At 70.8% G+C, this 13866-nt stretch carries 14 protein-coding genes; 5 read left to right on the top strand and 9 right to left on the bottom strand.

Features of this window, described 5'->3' with window-relative positions:
- Positions 1 to 101 precede the first annotated feature (101 nt).
- Positions 102 to 704: a TetR/AcrR family transcriptional regulator gene (locus tag BJ984_RS04765; RefSeq protein WP_179547052.1), complete on the top strand. Its 603-nt coding sequence runs from the start codon at positions 102 to 104 to the stop codon at positions 702 to 704.
- Here the strand turns inward: BJ984_RS04765 and BJ984_RS04770 are convergent.
- The 4 genes from BJ984_RS04770 to BJ984_RS04785 form a co-directional block, all read right to left on the bottom strand.
- Positions 701 to 1741, bottom strand: a complete 1041-nt coding sequence (locus BJ984_RS04770; protein WP_179549314.1) for a LacI family DNA-binding transcriptional regulator — start codon at positions 1739 to 1741, stop codon at positions 701 to 703. The genes BJ984_RS04765 and BJ984_RS04770 overlap by 4 nt on opposite strands.
- 52 nt (positions 1742 to 1793) lie before the next feature.
- Entirely contained in the window at positions 1794 to 2651 is an 858-nt protein-coding gene (locus BJ984_RS04775; RefSeq protein WP_218869974.1) for a carbohydrate ABC transporter permease, read from the bottom strand.
- Entirely contained in the window at positions 2648 to 3670 is a 1023-nt protein-coding gene (locus tag BJ984_RS04780) for a carbohydrate ABC transporter permease (RefSeq protein ID WP_179547053.1), read from the bottom strand. The genes BJ984_RS04775 and BJ984_RS04780 overlap by 4 nt, the downstream gene beginning before the upstream one ends.
- 70 nt (positions 3671 to 3740) lie before the next feature.
- Positions 3741 to 5069, bottom strand: coding sequence for an ABC transporter substrate-binding protein (locus tag BJ984_RS04785; RefSeq protein WP_179547054.1), 1329 nt, complete (start codon positions 5067 to 5069; stop codon positions 3741 to 3743).
- A gap of 208 nt (positions 5070 to 5277) precedes the next feature.
- Here BJ984_RS04785 and BJ984_RS04790 point away from each other — a divergent pair, with 208 nt between their 5' ends.
- A complete protein-coding gene (locus tag BJ984_RS04790) occupies positions 5278 to 6204 on the top strand; it encodes an amidase domain-containing protein (RefSeq protein ID WP_179547055.1) in 927 nt (308 codons plus the stop codon).
- Here BJ984_RS04790 and BJ984_RS04795 read toward each other — a convergent pair.
- Positions 6201 to 7124, bottom strand: a complete 924-nt coding sequence (locus BJ984_RS04795) for an alpha/beta fold hydrolase (protein ID WP_179547056.1) — start codon at positions 7122 to 7124, stop codon at positions 6201 to 6203. The two genes, BJ984_RS04790 and BJ984_RS04795, sit on opposite strands and share 4 nt — an antisense overlap.
- Positions 7125 to 7149: 25 nt before the next feature.
- Between BJ984_RS04795 and BJ984_RS04800 the strand changes: the two genes are divergently transcribed.
- Positions 7150 to 7755 (top strand): TetR/AcrR family transcriptional regulator, encoded by a 606-nt coding sequence (locus BJ984_RS04800; RefSeq protein ID WP_179547057.1) that lies wholly within the window; start codon positions 7150 to 7152, stop codon positions 7753 to 7755.
- 20 nt (positions 7756 to 7775) lie between these two features.
- Here the strand turns inward: BJ984_RS04800 and pgm are convergent, their stop codons facing one another.
- Complete coding sequence (pgm, locus tag BJ984_RS04805) at positions 7776 to 9404, bottom strand: phosphoglucomutase (alpha-D-glucose-1,6-bisphosphate-dependent) (RefSeq protein WP_179547058.1); 1629 nt, start codon at positions 9402 to 9404, stop codon at positions 7776 to 7778.
- A gap of 59 nt (positions 9405 to 9463) precedes the next feature.
- On the opposite strand from pgm, the gene pheA reads away from it, so the two are divergent.
- Complete coding sequence (gene pheA / locus BJ984_RS04810) at positions 9464 to 10396, top strand: prephenate dehydratase (RefSeq protein ID WP_179547059.1); 933 nt, start codon at positions 9464 to 9466, stop codon at positions 10394 to 10396.
- Here pheA and BJ984_RS04815 read toward each other — a convergent pair.
- Genes BJ984_RS04815 through BJ984_RS04825 form a run of 3 tightly spaced genes read right to left on the bottom strand, consistent with a single transcriptional unit; the run spans position 10393 to position 12982 of the window.
- A complete protein-coding gene (locus BJ984_RS04815; RefSeq protein WP_179547060.1) occupies positions 10393 to 11808 on the bottom strand; it encodes a maltokinase N-terminal cap-like domain-containing protein in 1416 nt (471 codons plus the stop codon). The genes pheA and BJ984_RS04815 overlap by 4 nt on opposite strands.
- Positions 11809 to 11856: 48 nt before the next feature.
- Positions 11857 to 12510 (bottom strand): formylglycine-generating enzyme family protein, encoded by a 654-nt coding sequence (locus tag BJ984_RS04820; protein ID WP_179547061.1) that lies wholly within the window; start codon positions 12508 to 12510, stop codon positions 11857 to 11859.
- Between the two features lie 37 nt (positions 12511 to 12547).
- The gene (locus tag BJ984_RS04825; RefSeq protein WP_179547062.1) at positions 12548 to 12982 is read right to left on the bottom strand and encodes a DUF5997 family protein; all 435 of its coding nucleotides are present in this window, start codon (positions 12980 to 12982) and stop codon (positions 12548 to 12550) included.
- Positions 12983 to 13024: 42 nt separating this feature from the next.
- On the opposite strand from BJ984_RS04825, the gene BJ984_RS04830 reads away from it, so the two are divergent.
- Positions 13025 to 13846: a LysR substrate-binding domain-containing protein gene (locus tag BJ984_RS04830; RefSeq protein WP_179547063.1), complete on the top strand. Its 822-nt coding sequence runs from the start codon at positions 13025 to 13027 to the stop codon at positions 13844 to 13846.
- Positions 13847 to 13866: the final 20 nt, after the last annotated feature.

Below are 13866 nucleotides of genomic sequence, written 5' to 3' on the forward strand. Positions count from 1 at the left end.
CGGGTATGTAAGCAGATGCTGACTTGAGAAGTATCGTCCTGTGGTTGCTCTAAGTCAACTTTTGTTTACACCCGCCCACGAGCCGGTACAGTGGCTCGGGCATGAGCATCGACGACGAACTGATCCGGTCGGGCCGCGACGCCGCGGTGACCCGACGGGCCCTCGTGCGCGCCGCCCGCCGCCGCTTCGCGACCGACGGCTACCGCGCCACCACCGTGCGCGCCATCGCGGCCGACGCGGGCGTGAACGTGGCCCTGATCAACCGCTACTTCGTCTCGAAGGAGGGCCTGTTCGAGGCGTGCATGGCCCGCACCTCCGACGAGCTCGACACCCAGACGCCGGCCCGCGCATCCGATCTCGAGGCCGTGATCGACCGCCTCGTGCTGCACGTCGTCAATGCACCGGATGGCGACGACCCCCTGCAGCTCCTGCTGCTGCTGCGCTCCTCCGGTGACGAGAACGCCGACCGCATCCGCCGCCGCACCCTCGAGCACTTCACCCGCCGCCTGGCGGCCGCGGCCGGCTGGCGCGAGGACGACCCCGCTACCGCCCCCGTCCTGCTGCGCGCGCAGCTCGCCATCTCCACCCTCCTCGGCGCGGTCATGCTCCGCAGCGCGGCGGCCGCCGAACCCCTCGCCTCGGCCACCCACGACGACCTCGCCGCCCCCCTCCGCGCCACCTTCCGCGCGCTCCTGGCCCGCTAGGCGTCGCGGGGCGTCGTCGACGCCCGCACGATCAGCCGCGTCGGCATCATCGTGACCCGGTCGACCGGCTTGCCCTCGATGCGCCGCACCAGCACCTCGGCCATCGCTCGCCCCAGCTCGAGCGACGGCTGGTCGATCGTCGTCAGAGCCGGCACCGCCGTCGACCCGAAGTAGTTGTTGTCGAAGCCGGCGACCGCGATGTCGTGCGGGATGCGCAGCCCCCGCTCGAGGATGACCGAGTAGGCCCCCGCCGCCATCTGGTCGTTCGCCGCGAACAGCCCGTCGATCGGCTCGCCGCGATCGAGCAGCCGCCGCATGGCCTCGGCGCCCGAGTCGGGGGTGAAGTCACCGTACTCCACGAGGTCGGAGCGCAGCCGCGCATCCGCCATCGCCCGTCGGAAGCCGCGCAGCCGGTCGAAGCCCGGCGGCATGTCCTGGGGCCCCGCGATCGTCGCGATCGAGCGACGGCCCGTCGCGATGAGGTGTGCGGTCGCCTCGGCGGCCCCAGCGACGTTGTCGACGTCGACGAAGTAGCTCTCGCTCTCGCTCTCGAGCAGCGGCCGGCCGCCGTAGACGATCGGCAGCGACAGGTCGAGCCGGTCGTAGGAGTGGTCGCCCTCGTGGTGCGAGACCACGAGCGCCCCGTCGGCGTTGCCGCCGAGCAGGTAGCGACGCGTCTTCTCCGAGCGCATCTCCGACGCGATCAGCATGTTCAGCGTGAAGTCGGTGTCGGAGAGGTAGAGCGCCACGCCCTGCACGACCGTGGCGAAGAACGGGTCGCTGAACAGCTTGGCCGTCGTCTCCGGCACCACCAGCGCGATCACCTGGGTGCGCCGGCTGACGAGGGAGCGTGCAGCGCGGTTCGGGACGTAGTTGAGCTTGAGGATGGCCTCGTTCACGGCCTCGGCGATCGCATCCGACACATTGGGAGCCGCGTTCACCACCCGCGAGACGGTCGCCCGCGACACCCCGGCGGCGGCCGCCACCATCTCGAGCGTGGGGGCCGGATGCGCGTCCCGCCCACGCCCCGACGACATCTCGCTCACGGGGCCTCCTCAGGGTCTGCCGATCTCCAGTGTAGAGCTCGGCTCAGCCCTTGACCGCGCCCGCCATGATGCCCGAGACGAGCTGCTTGCCCGCGAGCACGAACAGCAGCAGGAGGGGCAGGGTGGCGAGCACCGCGCCGGTCAGCACGATCGAGTAGTCGACGTACTTGGCCGACTGCAGCTGGCTCAGCGCCACCTGCAGCGTCGGGTTCTGCGGCACGACGAGCAGCGGCCAGAGGTAGTCGGTCCACGCGGTCATGAACGTGAACAGGCCCAGGATGGCCATCGCCGGGCGCGCGGCCGGGATGCCGACGTGCCAGAACGTGCTCAGCATGCTCGCGCCGTCGACCCGGGCGGCCTCGATCAGCTCGTCGGGGATGACGTCGACGAGGTACTGCCGCATGAAGAACACGCCGAAGGCGGTCACCAGGGTGGGCACGATGACGGCGCCCAGGGTGCCGGTCCAGCCGAACTGCTTCATCACCATGAAGAGCGGGATGATGCCGAGCTGGGTGGGCACCGCGAGGGTCGCGATGACGAACACGAGCAGCCCCTCGCGGCCGCGGAACTTCAGCTTCGCGAACGAGTAGCCGGCGAGCGTCGAGAACAGCACGACCGACACCGTGATGACGCTCGAGACGATGATGCTGTTCAGCAGCGACGTCCAGAACGGCACCGTGTTCATCACCTCGCCGACGTTCTGCCAGAACTGCCCGCCGGGCAGCAGCGGCGGCCACGTCTCGGTGAGCACCGAGCTCGGGCTGGTGCCCGCGATGAACGACCAGTAGAGGGGATAGGTGCCGGCGACGAAGAAGACGATCAGCAGGCCGTAGGTGAGGAACCCGGGTCGCTTGTCGATGCCGAGCGGCTTGCGGCGGCGGGCGATGGTGGTCGTGGTCACGAGCGCTTTCCCTTCTTGATGGCCTTCTTCGCGATGAATCGGCTCTCGACCGAGGCGATGCGCCGCGAGATCAGGAAGTTCAGCACCCCGAAGAGCACGATGATGAGGAACAGGAGCCAGGCGACCGCGGAGGCCTTGCCGAAGTTCTGCCGGTTGAACGCGAGGTCCCAGAGGTAGAGCACCGTGGTCTGGTACTGCCGCTGCGGGCCGCCGGGGGTGGCGGTGGTGGGGTTGAAGAGCTTCGGCTCGGTGAAGATCTGCAGGCCACCGACGGTGGCCGTGACGATCACGAAGATCATGGTCGGGCGGATGCTCGGCAAGGTCATCGAGAAGAAGCGCCTGATCGCTCCGGCGCCGTCCAGCGCGGCGGACTCGTAGATGTCACGCGGCACGGCCTGCATGGCGGCGAGCAGGATCAGGGCGTTGTAGCCCGTCCAGCGCCAGTTGACCATCGAGGCGATGGCGACGTGCGAGGGGAGGGTCTCGGTCTTCCACATCACGGGGTCGATCGAGAGGGTCTGCAGCACGTTGTTGATCAGGCCGTACTTCTCGTCGAAGGCGCTGGAGAAGATCAGCGTCACGGCGACGGGGGTGACGACGTAGGGGATGAGCACGCTCATCCGCCAGAAGGTCTTGGCGCGGATGTTCTGGTCGAGCACCGCCGCGATCAGCACCGCGCCGACCAGCTGCGGGATGGCCGAGAGCAGGAAGATGCTCACGGTGTTGAAGAGCGAGTTCCAGAAGAAGGGGTCGTTCAGCTCGGCGACGTAGTTGTCGAGGCCGACGAAGCCGGCGGGGCCGGAGAGCAGGTTCCACTCGTTCAGCGACACGATGAAGGTGTAGACGAGGGGGAAGAGCCCGACCAGGCCGAACAGCACGAAGAACGGGGCGATGTAGAGGTAGGGGGAGGCCTTCACGTCGAAGCGGCTGCGCCAGTACGCGAAGGGGGTGCGCTGCTTCGGGCGATAGGGCTCGTGCGGCGTCGTGTCCGACGTCGGCGGCGTGAGGGTGGCGGTCATGACGGCTTCCTGGTGGCTGCGGCAGGGAAAGGTGGGGGGTGGGCGGCCGAGGCCGCCCACCCCCGGGTGCTTACTTGTTGACGACGAGCTGGTTCAGCAGCTCGAGCGCGTTGTCCCAGGCCGTGGCGCCGTCGGCCTTGCCCGAGTCGATCTGCTGGATCGCGGGGCCGAAGACCTGCGACTGGATGACCGAGTCGTCCGGGCCCTTGTACTGGGCGACGACACCGTCGGCGCGCTGGGCGAGGATCTCACCGATGGGGGCGTCGTTGAAGAACGTCGACAGCTCGTTCGTGCCCGTCACGGCGGGGTCGGTCTGGGCGGCCGTCACGCTCGGGAAGGTGCCCGCGACACCGAAGGCCGCGGCCTGCGACTTCGCGTCGGTGAGGAAGGCGGCCAGCTCGGCGGCCTCCTTCGGGTGCTTGGACTGCGTGGGCACGGTCAGGAAGCTGCCGCCCCAGTTGGCCGCACCGCCGGGGAAGACGTTGGCGAAGTCCCAGCCGGTGGTGGCGTCGCCGCCCGCGGCGGTGACCTGGCCCTTCACCACGCCGAGCATCCAGCCCGGGCAGACGAAGGTCGCGAAGGTCTGGTCGGTGAAGGCCTTGCCCTTGCCCCAGTCCCAGGCGGTCTGGTTGGCCGACAGGCCCGACTCGGTGGCGGCGGAGAGGGTCGTCCAGAGCTTCTGGAGGTCCTTGTTGCCGTCGACGTTCAGCTCGCCGTCCTTGGTGTAGTAGCCCTCGGGCTGCTGGTTCACCATGGCGTTCCAGAGGAAGCCGGACTGGTCGTAGAACGCCTTGCCGGTCGCGGCCTTGTACTGCTGGCCGACCTCGAAGTACTTGTCCCACGTGGCGTCCTCGCCGCCGAAGAGCGTCGCAACCTCCTCGCGGTCGGTGGGCAGGCCGGCGGCCTCGAAGGCGGTGCGGTTGTAGCAGAGGCCCTCGGGGCCGATGTCCGAGCCGTAGCCGATCAGGCGGCCGTCCTTGTCGGTGGCCTGGGCGAGCTTCCAGTCGACCCAGCGGTCCTTGATCTCGTCGGCTCCGTAGTCGCTGAGGTCGTTGAACTGGTCGGAGACCTGCATCACGGCGCTCAGCCAGCCCTCCTCGACGGCCTGCACGTCGGGCAGCCCGGCGCCGGCGGCGGCCTTGGTCTGCCAGTCGGTCTTGGCGTTGTCGCCGGTGTCGATGTTGGTGGGCTTGATGGTGATGTTCGGGTGGTCGGCCTCGTACTGCGCGTAGAGGTCGTCGTAGCCCATCGTGCCGAACGTCGTGACGGTCAGCTCGACCTTGTCGCCGGAGCCCCCCGACGACGACGAGTCGCCGGCCGAGCAGCCGGCGGCGAGAAGGGCGATGGCGGCCGCGCCCGCAACGGCGGCTACGGCTTTTGTGCGTCGTGAAAGACTCACGGTCACTCCTTTGTGCGTGTCTATGAGAGCGCTCTATCACGCGACCGTGCGTGCTGTGAGAGCGCTCTCTTGGGATTACCAGGAGCGTAAGCGCGTGGTTGTCCCACGTCAAGGAGGACGGCGGAAAATCGTTCGACGGAAGTTCTCGGGCTGTCGAGCCCGTCCCCCTCATAGGGGACACAAATGAAGATGTGTTGCGATGGACCTCATGCCCCGAAGCAGTACCCGACGTCCTTCCGCTCGCCCCTCCCGCCGCCCGCTCACCGCTCTCGTCGCGGCCTTCGCCGTCGCGAGCCTCGCCCTCACCGGCTGCGCGGCCGGCGCCTCCGGCAGCGGCTCCGGTTCCGGATCCGCCGACTCCGCTGCGGCCGCCGCCCGCGTGGCCCTCGAGGCCGTCTCGCCCGCCACCGGCAGTCTCACCGGGGGCGCCGAGGTCACCGTCTCCGGATCCGGGTTCGACGGCGATTCACCCGTCGCCGCGGTGCGCTTCGGCACCGAGGCCGCACCCTCCTTCGCCGTCGTCGACGACCGCACGCTGACCGCGGTGACCCCCGCATCCGTCGACTTCGCCGTGGCCGCCGTGCCCGTGACCGTCACCCTCGAGGACGGCTCGGAGGTCGTGCTCGACGGCGGCTTCGGCTACGAGGTGCAGACTCCGGTCGACAGCCAGATGAACTACGCCTTCACCTACTGGAAGGACTACAACCTCGCCGAGTGGGGCCAGTTCCCCGACAACGACTGCGGCAACTTCGTCAACCAGGCCATGCTCGCGCGCGGCTGGGTGCAGGACGAGAACTGGTACAGCGAGTACGCGACCACCGGCGACTACAGCTACAGCTGGATCCGCGGCAACCAGATGGACGCCTACTACGCCTCCCGTCCCGACACCACGCGGCTCGAGATCACCCAGCGGGACCAGGTCAAGATCGGCGACGTCGTGATGTTCGACTGGGACCCGCAGAACGACAACGGGGTCGACCACACGATGATCGTCTCGAAGGTCACCCCGAACCTCGACGGCACCATCGCGATCAAGATGGTCGGCCACACGCTCGACGCGCAGTACCGCGACCTCGACACCGCCATCACGGTCGAGAAGCCGGGCGGCACCGCGCACTTCTGGTCGATCGCCTAAGAGGCGCCGGCAGAGGCACCGCCGCCGCTGCTGCCGCGACCGCGACCGCCACCGCCGTCGGACCCGGCTTCGACTTCGGCCCAGAAGTCCCCGACGACCCGCGCCAGGGCGGCGGGCTGCTCGAGCGGCACGAGGGTGCGCGCGCCCGCGATCGTGACCGACCGCGCGATCGGCCCGGCGGCGGCGGCCGAGCGCTCGGCGTCGGCCGGGCTCCAGTCGCCGCGGTCGTCGGAGGCCACGAACAGGCTGGGCACCGTGAGCCGCGGCAGCAGCGCCGACACGTCGACCCGGTTCAGGATGAACGATCGCAGCGCGAGGCCCATGCTCCGTCGCTCGGGCCGCCCGAGGCTCTCCAGCACGGTGCTCCGGATGCCCGGGTCGGCCGCCGAGGCGTCGGTGAGCATCGCGTCGAGCACGGCCGCGCGCACCGGACCCACCGGCCCGATCAGCCGCAGCACCGGCGCGAGCAGGTTGATGCGCTGCCGCAGCTCGACCGAGATGGGCTCGACCGGGGCGCTGACCGCGACGAACGAGCGCAGGAGGCCGGGATCGGCCGCCAGTTCGTAGCCGACGTGGCCGCCGAAGGCGTTGCCGAGCCAGTCGACGGGCCGCCCGTCCGGGTTCAGCACGGCGAGGGCGTCGCGTGCGGCGTCGGCGGCGCCACGGATGTCGGTGGCGCGCGTCAGCGCGTCGCTTCGGCCGAGGCCGGGCGGGTCGATCAGGGCGAACGCGCGGGTGGGGTGGGCGCGCTGCAGGAGCGGGAGCATCCGGAACCAGGTGCTGCTGTCGACGAACATCGACGACCAGAGCACGGTCAGGGGGCCGGCGGCGGGGCCGGTGGTGCGCACGTGCAGGCGGCCCAGGCGGGTCGGAACCAGTTGCGCGCGAAGACAGTCATTCGGAGTGAGTGAGGTTGACATGAAAAGTGATGTTAGCCTAAGTCACATGAAAGCGCGAGACTCCGGCGGCAAGCCCCGCGAGTACCGCATGTCGGTGCGGGCCGAGTCGGCCGAGGCGACCGGCGAGCGCATCGTGGATGCGATGCTGACGCGCTTCGCCGACACTCCGTACGAGCGCATCCGCCTCGACGACGTGGCCGCCGACGCGGGCGTGGCGGTGCAGACCGTGATCCGGCGCTTCGGCGGGAAGCCGGGGCTGATGACGACGGTGGTGGAGCGCGAGCTGGGCCGCATCGCCGCCGCCCGCGAAGCCGCGGCGCAGGCGTCGGTCGCGGCCACGGTGGAGGCGCTGGTCGAGCACTACGAGGTGTACGGCGCGCTCATCCTGAAGACCTACTCGGAGGCGCCGCTCGTTCCCGGGCTCGTCGACCTCGCCGCCCGGGGCCGGGCGTACCACGTGGACTGGTGCCGCCGCACCTTCGAGCAGCACCTCGACCCGTCGCTGGACGGCGCGACGCAGCGCCTGCGCCTGGCGCAGATCGTCGCCGTCTGCGACGCGACGACGTGGCGCATCCTGCGCGCCGACGGCGGGCTCACCGCCGCCGAGACGACGACGGCGCTCCGCGCCTTCCTCGCGCCGCTCCTGCCGTAGTTCGAGAGCGGGGCCGGGCGCTACGCGCCGAGGGCGGCGTCGACGATCAGCTTCGCCTCGGCCTGCACGCGGCGGAGGTGCTCCTCGCCCACGAAGCTCTCGGCGTAGATCTTGTAGACGTCCTCGGTGCCCGAGGGGCGGGCCGCGAACCAGGCGTTGTCGGTGACGACCTTGACGCCGCCGACGGCCGCGCCGTTGCCCGGGGCGTGCGAGAGCTTCGCGATGATCGGGTCGCCGGCGAGCTCGGTGGCCGTGATGGCGTCGCCGTCGAGCTTGCCGAGGGCCGCCTTCTGCGCCTTGCTGGCCGCGGCGTCGACGCGCTCGTAGACCGGCGAACCGAACTCCTCGGTCAGTTCGGCGTAGAGCTGCGAGGGGGTCTTGCCGGTCACGGCGAGGATCTCGGAGGCGAGCAGGGCCAGCAGGATGCCGTCCTTGTCCGTGGTCCAGACGGTGCCGTCGAAGCGCAGGAACGACGCTCCGGCCGACTCCTCACCGCCGAAGGCGACCGAGCCGTCGATCAGGCCGGGGACGAACCACTTGAAGCCGACCGGCACCTCCCAGAGGGTGCGGCCGAGCGAGCCCGCGACCCGGTCGATCATGGAGCTGGAGACGAGGGTCTTGCCGATCGCCGCATCCGGCTGCCAGCCCTCGCGACGCGAGTACAGGTACTGGATGGCGACGGCCAGGTAGTGGTTGGGGTTCATGATGCCGGCGTCGGGGGTGACCACGCCGTGCCGGTCGGCATCCGCGTCGTTGCCGGTGGCGATGTCGTACCGGTCGCGGCTCGCGACGAGGGAGGCCATGGCGTAGGGGCTCGAGCAGTCCATGCGGATCTTGCCGTCCCAGTCGAGCGTCATGAACGCCCACTGCGGGTCGACCGTCTCGTTCACCACGTCCATGTTGAGGCTGTAGCGGTCGCGGATGAGCTCCCAGTACTCGACGCTCGCGCCGCCCAGCGGGTCGGCCCCGATGTGGATGCCCGACTTCTGGATCGCGTCGAGGTCGATCACGTTCACGAGATCGGCGACGTAGTGCTCGCGGAAGTCGTAGGTGCCGGTCGGCGCGCCCTCACCGCGGCCCACGCGCTTGACGTCGGCGAGGCCTCCGGCGATCAGCTCGTTGGCGCGGTTCGCGATCCAGCCGGTGGCGTCGGAGTCGGCCGGGCCGCCGTGCGGGGGGTTGTACTTGAAGCCGCCGTCGGCCGGCGGGTTGTGGCTCGGGGTGACGACGATGCCGTCGGCCTGGTCGTCGTGGCCCGCCCGGTTGTAGGCGAGGATCGCGTGCGAGACGGCGGGCGTCGGCGTCCAGCTGTCGCGGGAGTCGGTCCAGACCGTGACGCCGTTGGCGGCGAGCACCTCGAGCGCTGTGTCTTCGGCCGGCTTGGACAGGCCGTGGGTGTCGCGGCCGAGGAAGAGCGGGCCGGTGATGCCCTGGTCGGCGCGGTACTCGACGATCGCCTGCGTGATCGCGGCGATGTGGTCCTCGTTAAAGGCCGTGTTGAAGCTCGAGCCGCGGTGCCCGCTCGTGCCGAACGCCACCTTCTGCTCGGGGTCGTTCACGTCGGGGTGCAGCTCGTAGTAGGCGCGCACCAGCGCGTCGACGTCGATCAGGTCTTCGGGAAGGGCCACAGTGCCGGCGCGTTCGAACATGCCCCAAGTCTGGCACCCGCCGCCCGCCCGTGCCATCGCCGCTCGCTAGGCTCAGGGGCATGTCGGAGACCTACAGCTACCTCGGCCCCTCGGGAACCTTCACCGAGGCCGCGCTCGCCCAGGTGCCCGAGGCACGGGGCAAGGAGTGGCGCTCGGTCAACAACGTGGGCGAGGCGTTCGACGACGTGGTGTCGGGGCGCAGCGTCGCCGCGATGATCGCGATCGAGAACTCCATCGAGGGCGGGGTCACGTCGACGCTCGACGCGCTGGCGAACATCCCGAACCTCAGGATCGTGGGGGAGTACCTCGTGCGGGTGCAGTTCGTGCTCGTGGCCCGGCCCGGCACGCGGCTGGAGGACGTGCGGGTGGTGAACGCGCATCCGGTCGCCTACGCTCAGACCCGCAGCTGGCTCGACGCGAACCTGCCGACGCACGGCCACATCCCGTCCACGTCGAACGTGGCCTCCGCGCTGGCGCTGTTCGAGAACGACCTCGCCGACGCGGCCGTGGCGCCGCCGCAGATCGTGCAGCACCACGAGCTCGAGGTGCTGGCCGAGAACATCGCCGACAACGCCAACGCGGTCACGCGGTTCGTGCTCGTGTCGCGCAGCACGGTGCTGCCGGCGGCGACCGGGGCAGACAAGACGAGCATCATCGCCGAGCTCCCGGATGACCGTTCCGGAGCCCTGCTCGAACTGCTCGAGCAGTTCTCGACGCGCGGGGTGAACCTGTCGCTGCTGCAGTCCCGGCCGATCGGCGACGCCCTCGGGCGCTACCGCTTCGTGATCGACGCCGACGGGCACATCTCCGACGAGCGGGTGGCGGATGCCCTGCTCGGCGTTCGCCGGTTCAGCCCCAGTGTGATCTTCCTGGGGTCGTACCCGCGGGCCGACCAGGCGCCGGTCGAGTACGTCGACCGCTACGACGACGAGGTCTTCCGCGAGGCGCGCGAGTGGCTGCGGGGGCTGATCGACGGCGAGCCGACCGCCTAGCGCGGCCTGGTTGCGAGGCGTTCGATCGCGTTCACCGGGATCGAGACCCAGTCGGGCCGGTTGCGCGCCTCGTAGCTGACCTCGTAGAGCGCCTTGTCGAGCTCGAACGCATCGAGCAGCACGCGCTGCGCCCGCAGGTCGAGCCCCGAGCGCGAGACGTAGCCGTCGATGAACGCGTCCCGCGCCTCGTGCGCCCACGCCCGCGCCGCCTCGGCGTGATCGGACTGCGCGAGCGTGCCCGCGACGTAGTCGAACGAGCGCAGCATGCCGGCGACGTCGCGCAGCGTCACGTCGGGTTCGCTCCGCTCGGCGAGCGGGCGCAGCGGCTCGCCCTCGAAGTCGAGCAGCACCCAGCCGCGCCCGGGCACGGCCAGCACCTGCCCGAGGTGGTAGTCCCCGTGGATGCGCTGGAACGCCGGCCACGAGGCCTCGGCCGCCGCCGCGAACACCTCGTCGACCGCGCTCGCCTGCGACGCGAGCGACGGCACCTCGACGAGCGCCTGCGCGGCCCGGTCGCGGAAGCTCGCGACGATGGCGCCCCGGTCGGCATCCGACGCCTCGTGCACCGGGAAAAGCCGCGCCAGCTCGGTGTGCACCTGGGCCGTCGCCTCACCGAGCGCCTTCGCGAGCTGCTCGAACGACTCGCCGGCCTCGGCCGAGCGCAGCGCCACCCGCCACGCGTCCTCCACCTCGGGGATGAACTCCTGCGCGAAGGCCAGGTGACCGGATGCCCGCCCGGCCTCGACCCGGGGATCGTTCCACGACCCCGAGACCGACCCCACGGCGCGCGGCACGAGGCGCGAACCGGCATCGCTCAGCGCCGACTGCACCACCACGTCGGGATTCTGGCCGTCGCTCAGCACGCGGAACAGCTTGCAGATCACCGGCTGCGCCGGCTTCCCGTTCAGGTGCACGAGATCGAAGATGATCGAGGTGTTCGACTGCTCGCCGCGCAGCACGCGCGAGTCGGTGACCCGGATCTCCGGACTCGTCAGCGCGTGGTGCCCCGTCGCCTCGGTGCCGTCGGGCGACTCGCCCGCGGTCACCTCGTCGTCGAGCATCAGCGCGAGCAGGGCCCGCGTGAAGGCGGGGTCGTGCGGGGCGTCGTAGACGTAGACGGAGCCGCTCGGCCCCTCGACGCGCTCCACGAGGGCGCGCTCACCGCCGAGCAGCGGTGACGAGCGGAACGACAGCGGCACCTGGTAGAGCACGGGCGCCGGTCCCGACTCGTCGAGCAGCAGGTGCGTCTCGAGGCCCACCTGGTGCTTGTGGTCGGTCAGCGTCCAGACGCCGACGCGGGTCAGCGCGGGGCTCTGCTCGGAGGAGGCGTACCAGCGCTGTTCGCGCATCCAGTCCGCGAGCTCCGGTCGCACATCGGTGTATCGGTCCAGGCTCACCGTGGGCACGCTCATGCTCGAACCGTACGCCCGGGGCCGCCGACCCGCCAGAGCGTGGGGGCGCTACTCAGCCGATCGGGCGAGCCGCAGGCCCACGTCGTCGTGCGTCGAGCGGGGTGGCGCGCCGCGTCGCACGTCGGCCCGCACGTTCCACGCGTCGTCGGCGAAACCGCCGCCGCGGAAGACCCTCGATCCGCGCGCGGGGTCGTCATCGGGGTCGAGCAGGTCGAAGCACCACTCCGAGACGTTGCCGAGCGTGTCGAAGAGGCCGAAGAGGTTCGGATGCCGTGCCCCGACGTCCTGCGGAGACCCGACCCCGTCGGCGGCCGACCACGCGACCTCCCCGAGCGGACCGTAGACCGGCCCGGTCGAGCCGGCGCGGCAGGCGAACTCCCACTCGGCCTCGCTCGGCAGCCGGTACCCCTCGGAGTCGCGGTGCCAGACCACGTCCTCGCCGTCGACGCCGTAGGCGAGGTCGAGGCCCTCCCACTCCGAGGCGGCGTTGCACAGGCGCACGGCGCGCAGCCAGCTCAGCTCGACGGCCGGGCGGCGCGGGTGCTCGGCGGTGACCCCGATCAGCTCGGCCACGAGTGCCTCGGTGACCGGGTAGACGCCGATCTCGAAGGGCTCGAGCTGCTCGGTGCGGCGGATCTTCCGCCTCGCATCCACGAGCTGCAGCGTGCCGCCCGGGATCGAGGCCAGCTCGATGTCGGTCACGCTGAAATCGCTGTCGAGTCGACCGAGTGAGCCCAGCTCACTCGGCGCTGGCGTCGCGGCGACGATCCACCGGATCGTCGCTTTCAGCTCCAGCGCGCTTACCTGCCTTGATGTCGTTCACGCGGTGGTTCTCTTCCCGCACCTCGGCCTGGATGCGGCGTTCGGTGACCAGCCACTCGGGCGGTGCCTCGAGCAGCTCCTTGATCTGGGCGGTGGTGAGCGCATCCGTAACCCCGGCGCGGGCGAGACCCGAGATCGAGACGCCGAGCTTGCGCGCCACGACGTCGCGCGGGTGCGGGCCGTTCAGCCGCAGCTCGACGAGCCACTCGGGCGGGGACTGCAGCAGCTCGTTCAGGGTCTCGCGCGTCATCGGCGCCTCCTGCAGCTCCGCGGGGGCCGCGGGCAGGTAGATGCCGAGCTTCTTCGCGGCGGTCGCCGGCTTCATGGTCTGCGGCGTCTTGGAGGGGCTCATCTGCACAGCGTATCCTGGGCGGGCTCGACGAAAGGGGGCGCCATGGTCCTCCGAGTCGCCTTCGTGCCCGGCGTCACCCCGTCGAAGTGGGTGCGCATCTGGGGCGAGCGCTTCCCGGGTGAGCGGCTCGAGCTGCTGCCGCTCGACACCGTCGCGCTGGGTTCGACCGACGATCTGGCGGTGCTCTTCGAGGTGCCGGATGCTCGCGCCGACGATGCGGAAGCCGCCGACGCCGAGCCGGCCGAAGTCGCCTCCGACGATGCCGGCCCCGCCGATGCCGAGCCCGCCTCCGGCCCCGCCGACGTCGTGATCGCGCGGCTGCCCGTGCGCACCGAGGGCGTGCACGCGATCCCGCTGTACGAGGAGCTGCCGGTCGTCGTCGTCCCCGCCGACCACGAGATCACCGCGGTCGACGAGATCGCGCTGGACGAACTCGAGGCGATGCTCGGCGAGCGGATGCACGCCCCCGCCGCCACGCCCACCGGCGGCCCCGACGCGGTCGCCCTGGTCGCGGCGGGCGTCGGCGCCGTGCTGCTGCCGAAGTCCCTCGCCCGCCTCTGGGCACGGAAGGACGTCGACTCCCGCCCCGTGACCGGCGCCCCGTCCACCACGGTCGCGCTGGTGTGGCGCACCGATCTCCCGGCCGAGCGCGCGGCCCTCGTCGAGGAGTTCGTCGGCGTCGTGCGGGGTCGTACCGCCAACACCTCGCGGGCGGCCGGATCCACGGAGCCCCCCGTCAAGCAGAAGGCGACCGCCAAGGCGAAGGCGCGCGCCGCCGAGGCCCGTGCCGCCGAGGCCAAGGCGAAGGCGTCGCGCAAGAAGACGGTGGTGCCGGGGCGCACCCGTCCGCGCCGGGCTCGCTGAGCATCCGCTCGCTTCGCTTT

The sequence above is a fragment of the Herbiconiux flava genome, from assembly GCF_013409865.1.
GTDB lineage: Bacteria > Actinomycetota > Actinomycetes > Actinomycetales > Microbacteriaceae > Herbiconiux > Herbiconiux flava.